This window comes from Elusimicrobiota bacterium, from assembly GCA_028718185.1.
Classification (GTDB): domain Bacteria; phylum Elusimicrobiota; class UBA8919; order UBA8919; family UBA8919; genus JAQUMH01.
Genome location: JAQUMH010000001.1, coordinates 420313 through 442037 on the forward strand (window position 1 = coordinate 420313; position 21725 = coordinate 442037).

21 protein-coding genes and 1 tRNA gene are annotated in these 21725 nt (G+C 33.8%); 1 reads left to right on the plus strand and 21 read right to left on the minus strand.

The genetic code is table 11. The annotated features are described in order from the left end of the window. Nucleotides 1-19 precede the first annotated feature (19 nt). The 10 genes from PHE88_02080 to PHE88_02125 form a co-directional block, all read right to left on the minus strand. Nucleotides 20-844, minus strand: coding sequence for an AMP nucleosidase (locus tag PHE88_02080; protein MDD5686606.1), 825 nt, complete (start codon nt 842-844; stop codon nt 20-22). 2 nt (nt 845-846) lie between these two features. Next, nucleotides 847-1764 carry a TerC family protein gene (locus tag PHE88_02085; GenBank protein MDD5686607.1) on the minus strand — a complete coding sequence of 306 codons (918 nt, stop codon included), beginning with the start codon at nt 1762-1764 and terminating at the stop codon, nt 847-849. Nucleotides 1765-1781: 17 nt separating this feature from the next. Continuing rightward, on the minus strand, nt 1782-2054 hold the full coding sequence (locus PHE88_02090) for a TMEM165/GDT1 family protein (GenBank protein MDD5686608.1): 273 nt from the start codon (nt 2052-2054) through the stop codon (nt 1782-1784). 42 nt (nt 2055-2096) lie between these two features. Further along, nucleotides 2097-2654, minus strand: coding sequence for an aminoacyl-tRNA hydrolase (gene pth, locus PHE88_02095; protein MDD5686609.1), 558 nt, complete (start codon nt 2652-2654; stop codon nt 2097-2099). A gap of 87 nt (nt 2655-2741) precedes the next feature. Then, nucleotides 2742-3494, minus strand: coding sequence for a 50S ribosomal protein L25 (locus PHE88_02100; GenBank protein ID MDD5686610.1), 753 nt, complete (start codon nt 3492-3494; stop codon nt 2742-2744). Between the two features lie 20 nt (nt 3495-3514). Then, nucleotides 3515-4450, minus strand: coding sequence for a ribose-phosphate pyrophosphokinase (locus PHE88_02105; protein MDD5686611.1), 936 nt, complete (start codon nt 4448-4450; stop codon nt 3515-3517). Next, nucleotides 4450-5811, minus strand: coding sequence for a bifunctional UDP-N-acetylglucosamine diphosphorylase/glucosamine-1-phosphate N-acetyltransferase GlmU (gene glmU, locus PHE88_02110; GenBank protein MDD5686612.1), 1362 nt, complete (start codon nt 5809-5811; stop codon nt 4450-4452). Before glmU ends, PHE88_02105 begins: the two co-directional genes overlap by 1 nt. Before the next feature lie 211 nt (nt 5812-6022). Next, nucleotides 6023-6095: transfer RNA gene (locus PHE88_02115), tRNA-Gln, on the minus strand. A gap of 230 nt (nt 6096-6325) precedes the next feature. After that, nucleotides 6326-7117, minus strand: a complete 792-nt coding sequence (locus PHE88_02120; GenBank protein ID MDD5686613.1) for an amidohydrolase family protein — start codon at nt 7115-7117, stop codon at nt 6326-6328. A gap of 14 nt (nt 7118-7131) precedes the next feature. Continuing rightward, the gene (locus PHE88_02125; protein ID MDD5686614.1) at nt 7132-7800 is read right to left on the minus strand and encodes an HAD-IA family hydrolase; all 669 of its coding nucleotides are present in this window, start codon (nt 7798-7800) and stop codon (nt 7132-7134) included. Between the two features lie 99 nt (nt 7801-7899). Between PHE88_02125 and PHE88_02130 the strand changes: the two genes are divergently transcribed. Next, nucleotides 7900-10425: a glycoside hydrolase family 2 TIM barrel-domain containing protein gene (locus PHE88_02130; protein MDD5686615.1), complete on the plus strand. Its 2526-nt coding sequence runs from the start codon at nt 7900-7902 to the stop codon at nt 10423-10425. Nucleotides 10426-10497: 72 nt separating this feature from the next. Here PHE88_02130 and PHE88_02135 read toward each other — a convergent pair whose 3' ends face one another. The 11 genes from PHE88_02135 to PHE88_02185 all read right to left on the minus strand — a co-directional run bounded on the left by PHE88_02135 (nt 10498) and on the right by PHE88_02185 (nt 21663). Next, on the minus strand, nt 10498-12306 hold the full coding sequence (locus PHE88_02135; GenBank protein ID MDD5686616.1) for a hypothetical protein: 1809 nt from the start codon (nt 12304-12306) through the stop codon (nt 10498-10500). 105 nt (nt 12307-12411) lie between these two features. Next, nucleotides 12412-14085: a hydroxylamine reductase gene (gene hcp, locus PHE88_02140; protein MDD5686617.1), complete on the minus strand. Its 1674-nt coding sequence runs from the start codon at nt 14083-14085 to the stop codon at nt 12412-12414. Nucleotides 14086-14100: 15 nt separating this feature from the next. Then, nucleotides 14101-14946, minus strand: a complete 846-nt coding sequence (locus PHE88_02145) for a 4Fe-4S binding protein (GenBank protein ID MDD5686618.1) — start codon at nt 14944-14946, stop codon at nt 14101-14103. A 204-nt stretch (nt 14947-15150) separates the two neighbouring features. Continuing rightward, nucleotides 15151-15453 (minus strand): anaerobic ribonucleoside-triphosphate reductase, encoded by a 303-nt coding sequence (locus PHE88_02150; protein ID MDD5686619.1) that lies wholly within the window; start codon nt 15451-15453, stop codon nt 15151-15153. Between the two features lie 58 nt (nt 15454-15511). Next, the gene (locus PHE88_02155) at nt 15512-15946 is read right to left on the minus strand and encodes an Rrf2 family transcriptional regulator (protein ID MDD5686620.1); all 435 of its coding nucleotides are present in this window, start codon (nt 15944-15946) and stop codon (nt 15512-15514) included. Nucleotides 15947-16262: 316 nt separating this feature from the next. Continuing rightward, entirely contained in the window at nt 16263-16616 is a 354-nt protein-coding gene (locus tag PHE88_02160; protein MDD5686621.1) for a hypothetical protein, read from the minus strand. A gap of 283 nt (nt 16617-16899) precedes the next feature. Next, a complete protein-coding gene (locus tag PHE88_02165; protein ID MDD5686622.1) occupies nt 16900-17667 on the minus strand; it encodes a hypothetical protein in 768 nt (255 codons plus the stop codon). Then, entirely contained in the window at nt 17664-18389 is a 726-nt protein-coding gene (locus PHE88_02170; GenBank protein MDD5686623.1) for an AAA family ATPase, read from the minus strand. The genes PHE88_02165 and PHE88_02170 overlap by 4 nt, the downstream gene beginning before the upstream one ends. Then, nucleotides 18386-19438 (minus strand): methionine synthase, encoded by a 1053-nt coding sequence (locus PHE88_02175; GenBank protein MDD5686624.1) that lies wholly within the window; start codon nt 19436-19438, stop codon nt 18386-18388. The genes PHE88_02170 and PHE88_02175 overlap by 4 nt, the downstream gene beginning before the upstream one ends. Next, entirely contained in the window at nt 19431-20714 is a 1284-nt protein-coding gene (locus tag PHE88_02180; protein MDD5686625.1) for a 3-deoxy-D-manno-octulosonic acid transferase, read from the minus strand. The genes PHE88_02175 and PHE88_02180 overlap by 8 nt, the downstream gene beginning before the upstream one ends. Then, entirely contained in the window at nt 20698-21663 is a 966-nt protein-coding gene (locus tag PHE88_02185; GenBank protein ID MDD5686626.1) for a glycosyltransferase family 9 protein, read from the minus strand. The genes PHE88_02180 and PHE88_02185 overlap by 17 nt, the downstream gene beginning before the upstream one ends. Nucleotides 21664-21725: the final 62 nt, after the last annotated feature.

Below are 21725 nucleotides of genomic sequence, written 5' to 3' on the forward strand. Positions count from 1 at the left end.
AATTGTAGTTATACTAATATTAGAATTGGTAGCCCAATCCTTTTTTTTCTATTTTCTGCATATTTTTTAAGACAGAAATACCGGTATTTATATGTAAATCAGTATATTTTTCAAACACGACTCTTGCACTCTCGTTAGTTTTTATACCTTCTTTTTTTAAAGGAATATCCGATATAAGCATAAGCGCACCTATCGGTACTAATTTGGCAAATCCAACAGTAAATAAGGTTGCACATTCCATATCAATTGCCTGTACTCTTTCACTTAATAGATTTTTCTTAAAATCTTCGTTAAATTCCCAGAAACGGACATTAGTTGTATGAATGACACCGGTATGATAGGTTAAACTTCGCCGTTCTAATTCTTCACATATAACACGTTGTATAACAAAAGAACTCAGCGCAGGACATTGTGAAGGCAAATATTCGTTAGAAGTTCCCTCGCCTCTTATCGCCGCAACAGGATTAAAAAAATCACCTACCTCATACTCTTCCCTTAAACCCCCGCACATTCCTAGCATAACTACTGCTTTTGGTTTTATAAAAGATAGTAATTCTACAATCAAAGCAGCAACAGGAGAACCGACACTATAATCAATAATTGATATTTTTTCTTTTTTGTTATGACAGGCCCTCATAACCGAACCATGCATAAGCGGTTGTTTGGACATTTCACTGAATATGTCTACGTAAAGTTTAAAATTTGTAAGAAGAATATACGGCTGAAATTCACTTTTTGAACTACCGGTGTATCGTTCGAGTGTACTAATACCGACTCTATCCCGTGAGTATTGGTCTATTTGTTCCAATGCTTCTTTTGTTAAATTTGATTTTGAATCACCCACATTTACCTCCGCTCGTTTGTTTTTAAAATTGAAATAATTATAGAAAAAGAAAGGATTGCCGTTACTACACCCAAAGCAATCCCAATGGGAATTTTATAAAAATCAGATACCAACATCTTTACTCCTATGAATATAAGGATAGCTGAAAGTCCATAGCTAAGAAAGTAAAACATTTTCATAATTCCGGCAAGTGCGAAAAACAATGCCCTCAACCCCAAAACAGCAAAGATGTTTGATGTATAAACAATAAACGGATTGTTTGTAATTCCTAAAACGGCAGGTATAGAATCAACTGCAAAAACAATATCGGTGGTTTCAATAACAATTACAACTATCAGTAAAGGAGTAGCAATATACTTTCCTGCTCTTTTTATAAAAAACTTATCTTCTTCGTAATTTTCAGTAGTGTTAAATAATTTACGGAATACTTTCAGAATTATATTTTTCTCAGGATGCATCTCTTTTTTCTCTTTAGAAAACATTTTAATTCCGGTATAAATTAAAAAAACACCGAATAAATATATCGCCCAGCTAAATCTTTGAATTATTGCTATACCTGCAAATATAAAAATACCTCTTATAATTAGCGCTCCTATAATACCATAAAAAAGAACTTTATGCTGATATTTAGAAGGTACTTTGAAATATGAAAATATTATCAAAAAAACAAAAAGGTTATCTACACTCAAAGATCTTTCTATAAGATATCCTGCAAAAAACTTTAATGCTGTTTCCATACCAAGTAAAAAATAAATCCCAATATTAAAGAGAAGTGCCACTAAAACCCAAAAAACACTTAATTTCAATGATTCTTTAAGACTTATCTCATGTGCTTTTTTTGTAAAAACACCCAAATCCAAAAGAAGCATTTCAACGATTACTACCGCAAAAATAATCCATAATAATGTCTGGTTAACCATTGAATTTCCTTAATGAATTAAATTACACCTAACAGTATCAAAACGCCAATAACAACAAAAAAACAACCTGACGCAATCTGAATGTAGTGTTGAGGAACCAACTTATAGATTACTTCACCAAAAACAATAGCAAGAATCGTTGCAAGAGCATAACCTAAAACAGATGCACAAAATACAAGATACGGCATTTTTGACTTTGAAACAAGGGAAAGATTAGCAAGCTGCGTTTTATCGCCCATTTCTGTTAAAAATATCATTCCAAAACTAGTAAAAAATATTTTCCAATCCATAAACACCTCGCTGATATACGCAGAAACTTCAACATCAATCCTTTAATTCTCTTTCCTATTAAAAACATTCATTGCTTTTTGTATGCCTGACTCAATAAAAATAGGGATCGCATCCGTTGCTCTTAAAATTACTGCATCCAATTTTTCCAATTCTTCTTTTAAAAAGTCTGAAAGAACAAAATTTACAGGATCTGATGTTTCAGGCGGACGACCTATCCCTATTCTTAGCCGCATAAATTCATTTGTACCAAGAGCTTCAATAATTGATTGAATACCATTATGACCACCGGAAGAACCGCCTTTTTTTAATTGAACACGCCCAAATTCGATATCCATATCATCATGTATAACAAAGATATCTTCACAGTTAAAATTATATTTTTTTATTAGAGGTATTATGGCAGGACCACTTTGGTTCATGAAAAGACATGGTTTTGCAATTAAAAAACCACTACTTAAAGATATAATAGCAATATCTTTATATTTTTTCCATTTCAGTGATTCTCTCTCTGCAAAATTATCCAAAACAACAAAACCAATATTGTGACGTGTTTTTAAATATTTTTTACCAGGATTGCCCAACCCGACAATTAACTTCATATGTTAAAAAGACGTTCACGTGTTAACGTGCTGATATGTTCATGTGTTAACATGTAAACATGTGAACTTATGAACATTTGAACGCCCTTATTTTTTCTCTGGTTTCTTTTCTTCTTTAGGTTTTTCTTCCTTCTTAGCAGGGGCAGCTTCTTTCTTAGCTGCTTCGGCCGGTTTAGCTGCCGGTTTCCCTTCCGCTTCCTCTTCACCTTCCTCAAGTTCTTTCTTGCCCTTGCCAATGACTTCCGGTTCAGCAAGTGCCTCGGCAGGACCAGGGACAACCTCTTCCAGAATAGTCGGAGAAACAACATTAACGATTATCTGGTCGGGTTGATTAAGAACTTCTATGTTTTTGGGTAAAACCAAATCTTTCACACTTACAGAATTTCCGATCTGTAGATTACCGATTTCAATAGTTATTTTTTCGGGAATATCAGTAGGAAGACATTTTACTTTCAATTCCCTTAGTATAAGTGTAATAACTCCTCCTTCCTTAACACCGGGTGCCTCACCACTTAGAACGACAGGAACAGATACTTCTGTCTTTTTCTTCATACTAACCTGATAAAAATCAATATGAATCATATTTCTTGTGATAACATGTTTCTGAATGTCTTTTATCAAAACTGTTTTTGTTGTTTTATCAGAAAAAATCAAATCAATTATAGCATTATGTCCTGCTTTAGAAAGTATAAAACCGAATTTACCTCCATCTACAGTCAAACTTAAATTTTCTTTTTCCCCGTAGATAACCGCAGGAATTTTTCCTGACCCTCTTAATTTTCTCATCTCACCTTTTGTAATCCCGGACCTACTCTCAACATCTAATGTAAACTTCTCCATAATAATCCTTCTCCTTTATTTTAAACAAATAATTTGGAAACTGACCGACCTTCGTGTATTCTCAAAATAGCATCTGCTAAAAGTTTTCCAGCTGACAAAACCTTTATTTTTTCCGATTGAATATTATTACATATTGAATTGGTAACAACGACTTCTTTAACCTGAGACTTATCAATTTTTTCATATGCTTCGCCGGCAAAAATTCCATGAGCTGCTGTTGCATAAATATCTTTGGCCCCGCCTTTTCTAATCGCTTCAACCGCTTTTACAAGTGTACCTGCTGTATCAATCATATCATCAACAATTATTATATTTTTACCTTTTATATCGCCTATGATATGCATTACTGCCGCCTCATCAGGAGAAATTCTCCTTTTATCAATAATCGCAAGCCCGACTTCCATGCGCTTGGCAAAAGAACGGGCACGCTCAACACCTCCGGCGTCAGGCGAAACAACAATAAGATTCTGAAGTTTTTTCTTTTTAAAATAATCAACAAGAACAGGTCTTACAAATAAATGATCAACCGGAATATCAAAAAAACCCTGGATTTGACCTGCATGTAAATCAAGAGTAAGAACTCTGTCAGTACCTGCAACTGTAATAAGATTCGCTACTAATTTAGCAGTTATAGGAACCCGAGGTTCAACTTTTCTGTCCTGCCTTGAATAACCATAATACGGTATAACCGCTGTGATTCTTTCTGCTGAAGCTCTCTTAAGTGCGTCGATAATTACTAAAAGCTCCATTAAATTCTCATTAGCGGGAGATGATGTCGGTTGAACAACAAAAGTATCACAACCGCGGACATTTTCACTTATTTTTATTTCAATCTCTTTGTCCGGAAACCTGCCAACCTCAATAGCTCCGGGAACTATCTTTAGAAAATTACAGATTTCCTTTGACAAGCCCCTGTTCGCGGTACCACTAAATATTTTTAATTTGTTTCGTGCCACTATTTCCTCCTTCTTTTTATAATTTGTCTTTCACGTGCAATTGCCAGCATCTTATCCGGAACATCCTCGGTAATAGTTGATCCTGCGGCAACCAAAACACCTTTACCTATTTTAACCGGTGCGACAAAATTAGTATTACTCCCTATAAATGAACCATCTCCAATTTCAGTTTTATGTTTTAATTTGCCGTCGTAATTACAAGTAATTGTTCCCGCCCCGATATTTATATCTTTACCAAGCTGCGAATCTCCTATATATGAAAGATGAGAGACCTTTGTATTTTCGCCGATACTTGACTTCTTAATCTCCGAAAAATTACCTATGCGGGCTTTTGGACCAATTTTCGATTCAGGTCTTATATGTGAAAACGGACCAATTTTTACATCTTTTGAAATTTCCGCACCATAAACAAAAGATGCTTTTATTTCAACATTCCTGCCGACAAGAGAATTTTCAATATAACTGAAAGGGCCTATTACACAACCACTCTCTATCTTTGTTTTACCTTTTATAATTGTTGATGGAAGTATTGTTGCATCTTTCTCTATAACAACCGTTTCATCAATATATGTCGTCTCCGGGTCACTAATTGATACGCCTGAAAACATCAAGTTCTTTAAAATATTTTTTCTTAAAATATTTTCTGCTTTACTAAGTTCATATCTGTTATTTATACCGATAATCTCTTCAGCAGAATTTGTTTTACAGGCAACTATTTTTTTATTTTGACTGCTAAAAACTAAAACAACGTCGGTTAAGTAATATTCTCCTTTTGCATTATCCGATTTTATTTTTTTTAGTGCCTTAAAAAGCTCCTGTGCCGAAAAAACATATATCCCTGTATTTATTTCTTTAATTTTTTTAATTTCAGCATTAGCATCTTTTTCTTCAATTATTGATTTTACAATTCCGCCATTTCTTACTATTCTACCATAATTTTCAGGATTTTCAAATTCACAAGTCAGTACCGTGCATACTGCCTTTTCTTTTTCATGAATGTCTAATAATTTCCCAATAGTCTCTTTTTTAAGAAGCGGTATATCCCCGGAAATCACAATAACATTACCATTGAAATTCTTTAACTTTTTTTCTGCCTGCTTTACAGCATCACCTGAACCAAGCTGTCTTTTTTGTTCAACAAAAACTATGTTTTTATATTTTCCACTTTCTGTTATCGCTTTTTTTACCTCTGCCGACCTATATCCTACCACAACAATTGTTTCGCCAAAATCATTAATTACCGTATCAATAACTCTTTCAACAATTGTTTTCCCTGATATTTTATGTAAAACCTTAGGCGTATCAGACTTAAATCTGGTACCCTCACCCGCAGCCAAAATAATTACATTCGTATCTTTCATAAAAACATTTTCTTGTGTTGGTACATTAACTGCGTTCACATGTTCACTTGTTGATATGTTCACATGAGTCGTAAATATATTATCTTGCCTTCATCGCGTAGCGAGGAAGAAATTTCTGAAGAGCCTGAATTTGCGACCTATACCCAACAGGAGCAAATGTTAGAGCGACCTCAAGGGAGCGTCTCGAAGAAATTTACTTCCGAGCGTTATTCTGGGGAGGATGGATTCGAACCATCGAAATGACGGCTCCAAAGGCCGTTGCCTTACCGCTTGGCTACTCCCCAAACATGCGTTTAATCCCATCTCCCGCAAAACAACAAAGTAATTATATTAAAAAAATCTCACTTGTCAAGTGATTTTAGTCGACAGATATGTAAAGTATTTTGTTTATGCTGCAGAAAATTACGGAATGCTATTTTTTTAAATCGTTAATAAGTATTATTACCCCAGCGATTTCTTTCATTGATTGTCTCTTGTTGATTGCTTGTTCCTATAATATATCTATATTTTTACTTTATAAAGTCAGGAATTTTTGTGCATTTTGAAAAAAAATCTTGTTTTTTAAATCAGGCGAAATCTCCAAATTCTTCAGCATTTCTACTTCTTCTTTTTGATTTGACCAAGGTGTATCGGTACCAAACATAATTCTATCAGCTGAATGTTTTATTAATATATCTAAAAATACTTTTTTATCTTTAATGTATTTTAGCGTCATTGATGTTTCAAACCAGATATTCAGTCCGGTGAGTTCTTTCAGTACTTCATCCCACATTCGCCAGCCGCCGGTATGCGATGCAACAATTCTTAACTCAGGAAACCTTTTTATAACTTTCTTAAGCAACCCGATTGCCGCTCTTTTATCTTCGCCAAAAGCAATATCAAATCCAGTATGCAAAATAAGTATGAGATTATTCCTGGCAATTTCCTCGTAGATAAAAAACATCTTATCGCTATCTATAGAAAAATTCTGATACATTGGATGAAGTTTTACCCCAAGTAATTGTTCACCCTTTATTCTTTTTAATAAATCTTTAAATCCTTTGTTTTCGGGATGAATACTGGCAAAAGGAATAATCCTGTTGCTTTTGATTTTGACGCACCATTTTATAATATTTTCAACTTGTTCCGGTTTTGTCGCAATGTTTAATATAACCGATTTTTCAATTCCGGAATCATCCATAGATTTCAGAAGCCCTGATACTGTTCCGTCAAAGGACGGTTTTATTTTAGCACTGTAGGCTATTTTTTCCAGCGCACCGGCAGCTATATTATCCGGGAAAGCATGAGTATGAAAATCTATAATCATTGCTTATTGTATCCTTAATTTATTATTTTCAAAATATCCAACGGTTTCTTAATGTAAAAATCCGGCTTGTGCTTTCTTAATTCTTCGGTTGGTCTGTATCCGTAAAGGGCTGCACAGGAGTATACTTTTGAATTCTTTGCTGCAAGTATATCTGTTTTACTGTCACCGATAATCAATGCATTTTCAGGCTTTATCTTTTCCTTTGAAAGTATCTTTTTTATATAATACGGCGATGGTTTTAGCCGCTCTTTTTCTTCACTGTTAATCCCTATTATCCCGCTAAAATACTTTCCTATTTTAATATCTTTCAATAATTTCCTGGTAAAAATATGCGCTTTATTTGAAACAACATATAAAATTATATTTCTTTTTCTTAGTTCTTTTAAGATACTTAATATTCCAGGGTATAATTTAGATTTTTTTACCAGATTTTTACTATAGTGTCTGGTAAATTGTAATTTTGCTTTTTTAATATCTATTGTATTATTTGTAAGTTTGGAAAATAAATTAACCGCTCCCCTTCCTATAGCACTTTGCACCTGTTCCTTTGACGCCTTTGCTATCCCGAAATCCTCTAAGACTTTATTTACCGAATAGGTTAAATCATCAAGCGTATCAACAAGAGTTCCGTCAAGGTCAAAAATTATCAAATCAAATCTATTTTTATTTAACATGTTTATCATTATATAACTTAATAAACCTCATTTCAATAGGAATATAACAAACCTCTTTCTTTTTTTTTAAAATAAAATATAATAATGCTGTCATTTGACGAATACATTATGAAAAAATATATTGTAATTATTTTTATCTCAAGTATATTGCTATTCCCGGTTGCATTTGCCGGTGTAATTTCCGAACGATTGCTTCTTAAAGACGATTGGAAAATCTATCCTGATTTACAATTAAAAACCGGCGGAGATAAAATTTCCTCTGTTAAATTTAAGACTGACGGCTGGTATAATACCGCTGTTCCATCTACAGTACTTGCCGCACTGGTTGAAAATAAAGTTTATTCTGACCCGTATTTTGGAGTGAATTTAAGGTCAATACCTGAAGACCAGTTTAAATATCCGTGGTGGTTCCGGACAACATTTGAACTACCTAGCGATTATAAAGATAAAAATATGTTTTTGCATCTTGACGGTATCATATATCGGGCAGATGTATGGATAAACGGTAAATTGATAGCAGGCAAGGAAAAGGTTGAAGGGGTTTATACCCTGTTTGAATTTAATGTTACCCCTTACATTGTTAATAACAAACCGAACTGCCTGGCAATAAAGATATATCCTCCCCAAGAAAACAATCTTTCAGTAAATTTTGTTGACTGGAACCCTAAACCTCCGGATAGAAATATGGGACTTTGGAAAGATGTCTATATTACAAAAAGCGGACATGTAACGCTAAAACATCCTTATGTTGTTACTGATTTAGATTTATCTTCTCTTGAAAAAGCGCATATTACTGTTTCTGCCGAAGTTACTAATATAACTGAAAATATTGTTACCGGTATTTTAGAAGGAAAAATCGCAGATATCTCATTTTTACAGGAAGTAACCCTGAAACCAAATGAAACGAAAATAATAACTTTTTCGCCAAAAAAATATTTACAACTTAATATTACAAATCCTAAATTGTGGTGGCCCAACTTAACAGGTCCCCAAAACCTATATAATCTTTCTTTGGAATTCAAAATAAACGGGATTATTTCTGATAGTCAAAATGTCAATTTCGGTATCAGGGAAGTTTCTTCATTTTTTAATGAACGAGGGTACAGAGGATTCACAATTAATGGCAAGAAAATCCTGGTTAGAGGCGGCGGTTGGACAGACGATATGCTGTTAAGGCATTCATCAAAAGTTGATGAAGCAAAAGTAAAATATACCAAACAAATTAATTTTAACGCCATCCGCGTAGAAGGAATATGGGGAACGGATGAAATGTATGATTTATGCGATAAATACGGGATAATGGTTTTAACAGGCTGGACCTGCCAGTGGGAGTGGTTGAAATATGATACCCAGCATCAGTTGGATATTGCCGCTTCTTCATGGAAAGAACAGATATTGCGTTTAAGAAATCATCCAAGCATACTTGTCTGGTTATACGGAAGCGATAATCCCCCCATACCTAAAGTTGAACAAATATATGTAGATATTTTAAATAGTTTTGATAAATCAAGACCGTTTTTATCGTCTGCTTCGGAAAAACCAACAAAAATCAGCGGAAATACAGGTGTAAAAATGCGTGGACCTTACGACTATGTTATACCGGGTTACTATTATAAAAATAAGCGTGACGGTGGCGCTTTCGGATTCGCCACTGAAGAAGGACCCGGTGCAGTAATCCCTCAAATTGAAAGCATAATTAAGATGTTCCCGAAAGAGAACTTGTGGCCTATTAATGACGCATGGTATTATCATTCCAGCACACGCGGACATTATCAAAAGGATTTGAATGCAAATACTCATGGTATAGATACACAATATGGAGCAGCTACAAGCGCAGAAGATTATTGTAAAAAATCACAGCTGATGAACTATGATGCTAACCGTGCATTGTTTGAATCGTGGGGAAAAAATAAATTTTTATCTACAGGTATTATATCATGGATGTATAACAGTGCGTGGCCATCCGTTTGCTGGCAAATGTTTGATTATTTCCTGTTACCTGGCGGCGCTTTTTATGGTGCCAGGAAAGCGTGCGAACCTCTGCATATACAATACTCGTATGATGACGACACTATATATATCATTAATGGATACTACCGAAACTTTAAAAATCTTAAAGTTACTGCAAAAACATATAATATCAATATGAAAGAAAAATATTCTGCTGCAACCACCATAGATGTCCCAGAAAACAGCAATATAAAAGCACTTACCATTAAAAGACCGGACAGCCTAACCGGGACATATTTTGTCCATCTTGAATTAAAGGATGACACTAATAAATTAATTTCGTCTAATTTTTATTGTCTCTCTTCGCAATCCCCGCCAAATTTTTCAATGCTTAGTGAATTACCGGTTATAAAATTAATCTCATCTTATAAAGTTGAAAAAGTCGATACAGATACTGTTTTCAGAGTATCACTAGAAAATCCGACAAAACATCTTGCATTTTTTGTTAATCTTACAATAACAAAAGGGAAAAACGAAGATACCGTAACTCCCATATACTGGGACGATAATTATTTTAGTTTGCTGCCGAAAGAGAAAAAAGAAATTACTGCAACTTTTCCTACCGAAGAATTGTCCGCATCAGAACCTTTTCTGAAGATTGACGGCTGGAATATAGAAAAGTAAACGCTGTTAAAAATTCTGTTCTCTACCAATCTGTTGCGATAATGGTTTAAACTTACCGCCAAATTAAATAATCTAGTTAATAACTTCTATTTTTATTTTTAATTTATTCTCTTTAACTTTCATTAAATCTATTACTAAAGGAATTGCTTCGAAACCAGGAACGAGATTAAAAACTCTTTGAGTAGTGAAATTTTCAAATCCTGCCGGCGAATCTGTAGTAATTCTTAAACATCCCTCAGGTTTTAATATTTCAATACAACCGCTACCATTTCTTTTTATCTTCTCACTACCTAATGAAACTACCGGAAAAATGTAATTTATTTTGTCGTAATTAAAATTAGAATTTATTTCTATTATAATTTCAATATAATTTTTTAAAAACAAATAGCTGAATCCATATTGTATCGGACTTTTTTTGGGATTAAACTGGTCTTTATCTACCAATTTACCGGTCACACTAATTTCCATCTTGTCCCTTTTTTGCTTGTATTGAACTTTAGCACTAAAATCATTCAAATTCCTAAAATAATTACCATCTTGTTCTAATTCTATCCTTGGAGTAAGAGCCATAGTGAAATTATCTATATGTTTTTGCATATTAGTTGTTTCAACCAACCTATACTCTGTCATACTTGCTGTTACAATAGGTCCAACGTCTTTATGCCACAGCATAGATAATGCTCCGCCACTTGGATGTCCAGATCTATATGAATTACTAACCCAGTCATATGCTGTTATTGTCCCCCTCCATTTTCCTATTGCTACAAGCAATGTATCAATCTCTGAATATTTTTTAATACCAAAAGCAGTTTCTCTACATAACTTTCTTTTTTTACCATATTGTATTTTCCCATTGGTATAATCAAGAACTGTTGCCAGTGCTTTAGCATGACAGAACGTATGATGAATGCACGGTTTATACCCGCGATGGTAGCAGTGAGGACCGCCATAGAGAATTCCTTTATGTGTACATTTTTCATAAAGATTTAGATTTCTTAATGCTGCTTCTGCAAACATGGGATTACGATTAGCGAGTAAAGCAAACGCCGGCTGGCATCCATCAGAAGTACGACTTCCCCAATATGTCCATTTATATATTCTTGTTCCCCAACTATTGTCCCATGCCCCGTCAGGAAGCATAAATTCCAGATGTGATTTAATTGATTTTTCAACAACATCCAAAATTTTCTTATCTTTCATTATCAATCCGTATATCACCAGTGCGGGCAGAGATTCTTCAACATTATAGCCTAAATCCACAGGGCTGCATCCTTTCGGACTATAATCAAAATGAGGACTGCCTTCTCCAAAAATAAGATTATTCTCTTTTGATATATATCTTAACGCTTCGTTAGCAAATTCCTTTGCCTTTTTCTTAAATCTTGGTTCACCATAAATTTCCGATGCAATTGCCATAGTCGCAGAATAAGTAATAGGATAGTTGATATTTGACATTTCCCAATTTATAAATTCATATAGAAAATTGCAGGCACGATATAGACGTTCTTTCCATCTTTTATGAATATCCCCTGGAAGAATTTTTCCATGATACCTGAGTGCTTCACCGAGAGCAATTGCACCGAACACTGTAATGCCTTTCCAGTTACTTAACCCCGGGTCATTTATCCAGCTTCCATCAGGCTGATTCGCATTATCTGACCACGCCTGAAGTTTTATTGCTGAATCAAGATATTTCTTTTTACCAGTTACATCCGCCATATACATGAGCGGGTATACAGCGTCACCGCACCTTCCATGAATCATTGAACAGGCAGGGCACATAATCCCGCCGTGTTTATCAGGTGATTTCACATCATTAATCTGGAGCTCAACCAACGAATCACACCATTTTTTAAGAAGATTGAAATATATTTGTTTCATACTATATTTTATTTTCTTTTCATAATCCCTGTAGAGTACTCACACATGTCATATTTAACAATTTTTTAAATAGATTGTAAAAAACTTAAATAATTTAGATTAGATTTAGTTTTCACTATTCAATATTTTTTCCAAATCCTCATCAACGGTTGAAATTGGCTGGATGTTAAATTTTTCAACCAATATTTTTAATACATTCGGAGAAATGAAAGCAGGTAGCGAAGGACCTAGTTTTATATTTTTTATACCCAAAGACAGAAGAGTTAGTAATATACATACTGCTTTTTGTTCGTACCATGAAAGTATAAATGAAAGAGGCAAATCATTTACACTGCATTTAAAATGTTCAGCTAATACTGAAGCAATTTTTATTGCAGAATATGAATCGTTACATTGACCGCAATCTAATAATCTGGGAATTCCACCTATATCGCCAAACTCTAACTTATTAAACCTGAATTTCCCACAGGCGAGAGTAATAATAACACAATCTTTTGGAACTTTTTGAGCAAATTCCGTATAATAGTTTCTCCCCGGTTTTGCACCGTCACAACCACCGATAAGAAAAAAGTGTCTGATAGTTTTATTTTTAATTGCATATATGATTTTATCAGCAACGGATAACACTGCATTATGGGCAAAACCTACAACTATTCTATTATTATCTTTATCCTGATTAAAACCACCAAGTTGTAATGCTTTTTTAATTACTTCACTAAAATCCTTTTTGCCATTTATTGAATAGATATGCTTGACTCCGGAATAAGACACTAAACCAGTTGAGAAAATTCTATCATTATAAGAACTTTTTGGCTTTTGGATACAATTAGTAGTCATTAAAATTGCTACAGGAAACTCATCAAATTCTTTTTGCTGGTTTTGCCACGCATTACCGAAGTGTCCTATAAGATGTTTATATTTTTTAAGAACCGGATAGCCGTGTGCAGGAAGCATTTCACCGTGTGTATAAATATTTACTCCTTTGTTTTCGGTCTGTTTCAGCAACTCTTCTAAATCCGGTAAGTCATGTCCTGAAACAACAATCGCGGGACCTTTTTTCATTCCCAAAAACACTTCTGTCGGAATTGGATTACCAAAATATTCGGTATGTGCCTTATCCAACATCTCAAGACAAGAAAGATTGACTTTTCCAAACTCCATAATCAGCTCGATTAAATCATTACTTGACAGAGAATCGTCTACCAACGCCGCTAATCCCTTATGAAAAAAGATATTGATAGCTTTATTGCTGCTTCCCAAAATAATCGCATGGTCGGCATATGCAGCCATTCCCTTTAAACCATATAGGAGAATCTCTCTTAAACTCCTTATATCTTCATTTAAACCAGGATTAGATAAGACTCCTACTTTTTTCCCTTGTTCAACCAGCCCATTAATAGAATTTTCCGGCGACCATTCAGCTGCTTCCGGTAACCTACCGCTGAAAGTCTTTTTATATTTTTTCTTATAAGCACCTAAAAATAATTTTTTTATTTTTTCTTTAATATCATATGATTTAAGTATAATTTTTTGCAACTGTTCCGGATTGAAATTCACGTTTGTTACAGTTGTAAACAATCCCTCAACAATAAATTTGTCAACTTCCGCATCTTCTGCTTTCAACTCATCTGCCATTTTTCCATACACTCCAATACCTTTTAAACTATGTAGCAAAAGGTCCTGAAGAATTGCAGTGTCCGATGTTTTACCGCAAACCCCTTGAATAGTACAACCCTTACCACCGGCGGTTTGTTCGCATTGTCTGCAAAACATATTCATAAGCAAATATCTCCCTTATTTTTTTATTATTTGTCCTTTGATAGAAACGACGTATTCTTTTACAGCTATTTTCTTACCGGAATTTCCCAACGCTTCTTCTATAATCCGGCTGATACCAAAACAACACGGAACTTCCATATGCACTATTGTAATTGATTTAATGTTGTTAATCTTAAAAATCTCTGTAAGTTTTTCTATATATTCCTGTAATGTTTTATCTAGCTTCGGACAAAATATTATTAACACTTTGTCTTTAAGAAACTTGCTGTGAAAATTGGCATATGAAAAAGGCACACAATCTGCAGTTATTAAAAGATTGGCATTTTTAAGATAAGGTGCATTTGGATTCAACAGTTGAAGCTGTACTGGCCAGTTTTTTAGTTCAGAATCTAAAGAAATATTTTTATTGTTCTTTCCGGTTTTCTTTATGTTTGTATCTTTTCTAAAATCCACTGATTTTGAACCGGGACAACTGCACTCTGGTTTATCCATATTATCACTATTTATATCCGGTATTTTAATGTTTTTTTCTTTAAGGATATTTTCTGCTTCAGCTAAATACTTAATTTGCGAATGTTCCTTAAGATGTTTTAAATGTGCTTTTATAAGATTATCGCCTCCTTTGATTATATTTTCCATAACCTTCTTCTCGTTATAATTTTCCGTTTCCCGCTCTTCTATAGTAATGGCTTCTTGGGGACAATTACCAATACAAGCACCTAAACCGTCACACAATAAGTCGCCAACCAACTTTGCTTTACCATCAACAATTTGTATTGCGCCCTCAGGACAACCGGTAACACATAGTCCACACCCGTTACACCTCTTTTCATCTATACAAATAATTTTTCTTATGGCCATAATCTTTACTCTAATTTATAATGGGATCCCTTTTAGCAGGTCATTGCGAGCCTGCCTGACGGTAGGCAGGTGACAGCGAAGTCGAAGATCCCATTCATGGGGCAATCTCATAAAATGAGCCAGCCAAAACCGGGATTGCCACGAGCCGACGAATCGGCTCTCGCAACGACACGACATAAAAGGTTTTTCAACAATATTATAATACTACTTTTCTATTCTATAATCGCCGTTATGTCTATCCCTTAATTCGCCGAGTTTACTTTTATTCCAGTTTTCTATTCTTGAAAAATACCCGACTATCCTGGTAATATGTTCAACATTCTTACCTTGAGTAACTTGCTTATCAAGCATTGCCCATTCATTACTCTCTATTGCTTTCTGAGTGAAATGTGCAACAGTATCCAGCCATTGGCATCCGACAAAATACCCGGGTTTTCCTTCATGTTCCCCTTCAGACCAGTCATAACCTTTCTCAACACAAGTGTTAATAAAATTTACTATCTCCATATTTTATCACCTCCCCCCTTAAAAACATAAAGAATGTGTAATGAAATAATTAAATATTTTATTCAATGCCTTCTTGTCTATTTTTTAACAACACATCCTTAAGCAATTTATCAATTGTGATATTATTGAATTCTGCTAAAACTTTATTTTCCACATCTTTTATTCTCTTTCTTATGACGCAAATTGAACGATTAGGACATATGTTATTCTTAAACATGCATTCAGAAAGTTCAATTTTGCCTTGAAACATCTTAATAAGGTCTGAAATACGAATGTCCTTTACATCAGTTTGTAGTTTAACCCCGCCACTTATTCCCTCTTTGGAAAGAATAAGGCCTTTTTTTGTCAAAGTTTGTAAAATACCCCTCATAAAATAAAGCGGAACATTTTCTTCCTTTGAAATTTCATTTGAAGACACAAACCTGTCTCTATTTTGGGCGAGATTCATAACAGCCCTTACCGCATAGTCAGTATTTTTCTTAAAAAACTTCATATTATCCCTTATCTAAGACTATTATAGTATTAGTTTAGATTCTTGTCAATAAGTTTATTTATTTTCATAATTTTTTTTCTTGAGGTGAGCCCTTAAAGATTAGAGTACTGGGTAAGAATTAATTTTCACAAAAACACTTTTCGTAAAAGAACCTGCCGGTAAATTCTAAATAAACTGCGAAGTTAGAATATTAAGATATTATGCTTTAGAAGAGAAAGTGTGGCAAAATCATTTTGAGTTTTTAATGTAAACTTCTGTTTAAAACTGAAGAAATCATACTTACAACACCAGAAATGTCCTTATTTTATAAGTTACTTTATTTGTAAACTGACATTCCAATCGCCGGCATAAGCATAACCATAAACATTCCAATAGTTAATAATATTATTACAATCAATAGAAAAATATTCAACAGTTTAACGATTTTAGTGTTTTTCCCTATAACTATATAACAATAAATTGCAATTATCGATAATAAAACTATAAACCAGATTCTAGACAGAAAAAATATTATCCTGATTGGCTTAGGAAGTAACACCACCCCAAAATCATTAAATATTTCTCTAACTTGAGGAATAATAAAAATTAAAATAAAAAAAGTTATTTCTATAAGCAATAGTAATAATAGTTTATAAATATTATTTTTAATAAATGTAAATATTTTTTTCATATATTTATTATTTTGATTTCTGCTTATATATGGAATAATCAGAGCGAATTTAAAATGCAAGATTAATTGCAATTAAGTGACATTGTGATTTTACTGTTTTGCCGTTGGAAAACCAAGGAAATGCCTTAAGATATCAAATCTGAAACTTTTATGGATACCTAATCGCCAACCTAATTTGAGAATATAGACCAATGATCTGCCTTTACGATTAAACAGATACAGTAAAAACAAGAACCTTCACCTTCGGTTCAGGATGACGACAAAGACAATTACAGTCCCACCATTACTGTGTTTCTATATTTCCTATTTTTTCTTTTATTTTTTCAAAAGACTTTTGAGATATTTTTTTCTCTGTTATAATTTCAATCAGGTTTTCTTTCGCTTTTTCCTTTCTACCTGCATTTCTTTCTGTAAAATATATATCAAGCCAAATATCTACAGCGTCATCATATCTCCCATATTTATTATAAATATTACCCAATATCAACTTAATTTCAAACGGACAATCCGGATATTTCGCAGCTATTTCGAGGTTCTTAATAACATTTTCAAATTTACCTTCTTTTGAAAAAACAATGGCAGCTGCATATAAATGATAAGGATAATATTGCGGATTATGTTCAATACCCTCATTTAGAAGTTCCAGTGCTTCATCATAACGGGTAAGATTCCATGCAAGTGAAGCGCCGCCAAAACCGTATACATACTTAAAATATGGGTCTATCCTGACACAACGCCGGCACATATCCAAAAAATATCTGTATCTTCCATATTCACCTTTTTTTTTAGTGTCTTTTTCATATTTACTATAATCTTCTTCACTAACCTTGTCTTGCCAACCGCTACCGCCATAATATTGAAGTGTCTGAATCCAAACCACATCGGCAAATAATCTCCTCATACCAAACAGCAACCCCGCAAAATCAAGCGATTGTGTCTTCTCAGTGACTATATTCAAAGGTGCAGGATACGGATAATTAAAATTTCTGTTCGCCCACCAGCCGGCCAGAACAAGAACTAATAAAAGTCCAAAGATAGTAACATTCTTCATAAAATATTTGATTTTAATAAAATACTCTCTATATCATTTTTGATTTCGGCATTATCAATATCAAAAATATTCTTTTTATTTTCAAAATCATTAAAAAAATCTTCGTTATAATTTATATTCCCTATTGTTTCTAAACCATCAACCTTATTAGTATTTTTGTCTTTAAATTTATTAACAATTAAATACTTCTTGTGGATTTTTATAGGCAGGCTTTCGGCTGTTTTTTTAACATTTTTGGCTGCAAGAAAACTTATATTAGTGGGTTCTGTAACTATAAACAACGTATCTACTTCATCATTAGTCAGCCGTGAAAGATGTTCCATTCCCGCTTCATTATCTACGATAATAAACGGATATTGTTTATTTAGCTTTTTCAAGAAAGTTCTCAAGATATTATTTACCGCACAATAACACCCCGGTCCTTCAGGTCTTCCCATAACGAGCAAATCAAACCCCTTGTCCGTTTCAGTAATACACTCCTGCATTTTCATATCAAGCCATTCAATTTTAGAAATTCCTGAAGGGTTTTTTTTAAATTCTTCTTCCCTTAAATCTGAAACAGTCATTTTATAATCAACGCCTAAATAATATCCCAGATTTGCATTAGGGTCAGCATCAACAGCAAGAACAGGTTTTTTCCCCCTCTCTATTAGATGCTTAACAATTAAAGATGAAACGGTTGACTTTCCAACCCCGCCTTTTCCTGCAACTGCTATTATCATAGTTTAATTATATTTTCCGCCAGGTTTTTTGTAAAAATAATAATTTTTTTTGCTAGTTCTTCAGGAAGGGAACCTACCCCGCATGAGGGCGTAATAAGATACTGGCTCCTGACTGCTTTTTCATTAATTCCTTTTTTAACAAGATATTCCATTTTATTTGTAAAATTTGAAGTTACTGAACTTATCGTTTCGGTATTTATTGCATCTGAACTTGGCACTATCCCCCACGCTAAAATACCACCTCTTTGCAAAAACATATTCAATTTATCCGGATAAAGCGTTAAACCGTCGAAACAACTATAGGCATCAAAAGATATTATGTCAATATTAGTATCCATCAAAATAGACCAATCGGTATTACCGCAGCAATGAACACCAGATAACGCATTCTCTGAATGTATCCCGTCGCTTACCTCACTAAGATATTTTATGACATCTTCGCGGGACACCTGGGTAAAGGCACTGCCAAATGACGATAGATACGGTTCATCTATAAACATAATAACGCTGAGTGCTGAGTCTACCTGTCCGCCAATCTGTGTGGCGGAAGTTCTAAGCTTTCTTATCTGCCACCGTGCTTTCATTGTCAGTGCTTTCACTACTACATCGCTGAACTGTTCATTGTAAAATATTGAACGGTTATCCTGGTCGGTAACTTTCAGACCAAATGTAATGGGACCGGTTATTTGACCCTTAACGGCAGGAAGTGGGAAGTGGGAAGTAGAAAGTAGGGAAATAAATTCATATAATCCTGCTGCATACTCTGAAGATATCTTAAAATATTCCAAATCGTCAGCAATAATTTTCTCATAAAACTTTTCTAAACCCGGCAAGGTGTTGTCTTTTATATTAAAATATATTTTTTGGTTTTTTTCATCAACCACCAGACAAGGAAAACCTTCGGAATACTGAACATACATATTTTCCTTGAAATTTCTTTTTGGTAGCTGCGGCCATACGGGAATACCAAGGTTTTCTGACATAATCTTAGTTGCTATTTTCTCGTTACTATACGGCATACTTCCGATTGCTGTTGATAATTTAAGCATTTTTTAATAACTCCGAAACTACCTTTAGATTTCTATCGGTCGCCCCACGCTGGCTTATGACAATTTCCCTTGCCCGTTTTCCCATTTCAGTCCTCATATTACGATCATTCAACAGCTTAAAAACACTGTCAAATAATTCATTATCATCATTTATTTGAAAAACTGCATTACCTGAAATTAAAGATTTTGCAGATTCTTTAAAATTCTTAACATATTTTCCAAATATAACTGTTTTGCCAAGTTCTGCCGGTTCAAGCATATTATGCCCGCCAGCACCATCGAAAAGACTACCACCGACAAAAATAACCGTTCCGATAGAATAAACATCCGTAAGCTCACCCATGGTGTCAAGTAAAAGACAGTTGAAAGCAGGAAGTGGGAAGTTGGCAGTGGGAAGTTGGGAACGGCGTGTAAATATTAGATTTTCTTTTTGAAGAAGCTTTTCTATTTCATTGCATCTTTCCGGGTAACGAGGTGCAATTATTAATTTAAGATTTTTAAAATCCGAAATAAGTCTTTTATAAACGTTTATTACTATTTCTTCTTCTTTCTCCCTGGTGCTCCCGGCGACAAAAATTAAGTCATCCTCCACAAACCCAAAATCCTTTTTTTTGACTTCGGACTTCGGACTTCGAACTTCGGACTTTATATCATATTTCATGTTACCGGTTTTAACTACATTTACAGAATTATATCCCAAGGTGATAAACTTCTTCTTATCCGATTCTTCTCTGGCACAAATAAAATCAATTTTTTTTAAAATCTCACGCATAAATTCTCTTATAAATAGATATCTTTTAAAACTCTTATCAGACATTCTCCCATTTATTAAAATAATCTTTGCACCTTTTCTTTTCGCTGAAAATATTAAATTGGGCCACAGCTCGCTTTCGACAAGTATAAGCATTTCAGGTATTACATTGAAGAATAGTTTTTCCACACAGAACGGGATATCGATAGGCGCAAATATGACATTATCGGCAATATTTTTTTCAAAAATATATTTATATCCATATGGTGTCATTGTTAATACTAAAATTTTCTTTTCAGGAAACATCTGTTTCAATTTTACAATAAACATTGTAACTGTTCTTAATTCCCCGACAGAAGAAGCGTGGAGTAATATATATTTACCTTTTTCTATATCATAAAACCCAAGCCGCTGCAGGCTCCCGACCGATACCTTATTAAAAAGGCCAAGCTTATATTTCCATAAAAAAAATGGAATAATAAAAACAAAGCTAAAACCAACCAGTATATTATAAACTAGCAGCACAGTGTAAAAAAACCTCCTCGACAGAAATGTTTTTCATGCATTTAAAATCAGCGACAGAACATATATTTGAACCCTTTGTTGAACATGGTTTACAAGAAAGATTTTTTGAAAAAACATAAGATGTTTTAATATCGGGATAAAACCCGAATTCTTTAACAGTTGGTCCAAAAAAAGCAGCGACCGGAACTTTTAGCGCTTCAGCTACATGCATAAGTCCTGTATCATTTGTAAATAAATATTTACATTTTCTAAGTAACAAGGCTGATTCCTGAAAAGAAAGCCCGCAAAGATTTTTTGCCTTATTTCCGATTTTATTTTTTATATTTTCACAATATTGAAAATCATTTTTACCGCCGAATAACATTATTTCATGATTGTAAGTTTCTAATATTTTTCCGGCAAGCTTAACAAAATATTCTTCAGACCATCTTTTTGTCTTCCAGACAGAAACCGGACAAAATCCTATACAATTCCCTGATATATTAGTCTTGTTATTCACTTTTTCGTCAATAAAAAAATCTAATCCTTTATTATCATCCAAAACACCAAGCGGCCGGACAGTATCTAAATATCTTCTTGAAACCGGTATATTCTCCTTGTAAAGATTTATTCCAAATTCTACTAAAAAGAATCGCTTTAATGCAAAATTCTTATATTTTAAGACTTTAGTGCCGGCAAAGAGCAATAGTAAAAAACTTCTGAAATTCCGGTGTATATCAATGATAACATCATATTTTTCCGATTTTAACCTTTTAGAAAACTCAAATACCCTTCCATCATATAAGATCAGATTTGAAATGTACGGGTTTCGGGAAAGCAATTCAGAATATTCTTTTTTAAGGATAAAATCAATTTGAGCATCAGGAAACTTATTCCGCAGACATCTAATTAAAGGTGTAGATAGGATGATATCACCAATGGAACTTAACCTTACTATTAAAATTTTCACGATTAAGTTATTATACACAGGAAAACACAAAAATCAAGGGGATTTAGACTTTTTCAGGAATG

Coding starts and splice junctions, on each gene's coding strand:
- PHE88_02170 (MDD5686623.1), bottom strand. CDS start 18,389: ATGATAATAGCAGTTGCAGGAAAAGGCGGGGTTGGAAAGTCAACCGTT.
- PHE88_02160 (MDD5686621.1), bottom strand. CDS start 16,616: ATGAAAAAAATATTTACATTTATTAAAAATAATATTTATAAACTATTA.
- PHE88_02085 (MDD5686607.1), bottom strand. CDS start 1,764: ATGGTTAACCAGACATTATTATGGATTATTTTTGCGGTAGTAATCGTT.
- pth (MDD5686609.1), bottom strand. CDS start 2,654: ATGAAGTTAATTGTCGGGTTGGGCAATCCTGGTAAAAAATATTTAAAA.
- hcp (MDD5686617.1), bottom strand. CDS start 14,085: ATGAATATGTTTTGCAGACAATGCGAACAAACCGCCGGTGGTAAGGGT.
- PHE88_02175 (MDD5686624.1), bottom strand. CDS start 19,438: ATGCTTAAATTATCAACAGCAATCGGAAGTATGCCGTATAGTAACGAG.
- PHE88_02150 (MDD5686619.1), bottom strand. CDS start 15,453: ATGGAGATAGTAAATTTTATTAACACTTGTGTTGAGAAAGGTTATGAC.
- PHE88_02155 (MDD5686620.1), bottom strand. CDS start 15,946: ATGAAGTTTTTTAAGAAAAATACTGACTATGCGGTAAGGGCTGTTATG.
- glmU (MDD5686612.1), bottom strand. CDS start 5,811: ATGAAAGATACGAATGTAATTATTTTGGCTGCGGGTGAGGGTACCAGA.
- PHE88_02135 (MDD5686616.1), bottom strand. CDS start 12,306: ATGAAACAAATATATTTCAATCTTCTTAAAAAATGGTGTGATTCGTTG.
- PHE88_02120 (MDD5686613.1), bottom strand. CDS start 7,117: ATGATTATAGATTTTCATACTCATGCTTTCCCGGATAATATAGCTGCC.
- PHE88_02145 (MDD5686618.1), bottom strand. CDS start 14,946: ATGGCCATAAGAAAAATTATTTGTATAGATGAAAAGAGGTGTAACGGG.
- PHE88_02125 (MDD5686614.1), bottom strand. CDS start 7,800: ATGATAAACATGTTAAATAAAAATAGATTTGATTTGATAATTTTTGAC.
- PHE88_02165 (MDD5686622.1), bottom strand. CDS start 17,667: ATGAAGAATGTTACTATCTTTGGACTTTTATTAGTTCTTGTTCTGGCC.
- PHE88_02100 (MDD5686610.1), bottom strand. CDS start 3,494: ATGGAGAAGTTTACATTAGATGTTGAGAGTAGGTCCGGGATTACAAAA.
- PHE88_02090 (MDD5686608.1), bottom strand. CDS start 2,054: ATGGATTGGAAAATATTTTTTACTAGTTTTGGAATGATATTTTTAACA.
- PHE88_02130 (MDD5686615.1), top strand. CDS start 7,900: ATGAAAAAATATATTGTAATTATTTTTATCTCAAGTATATTGCTATTC.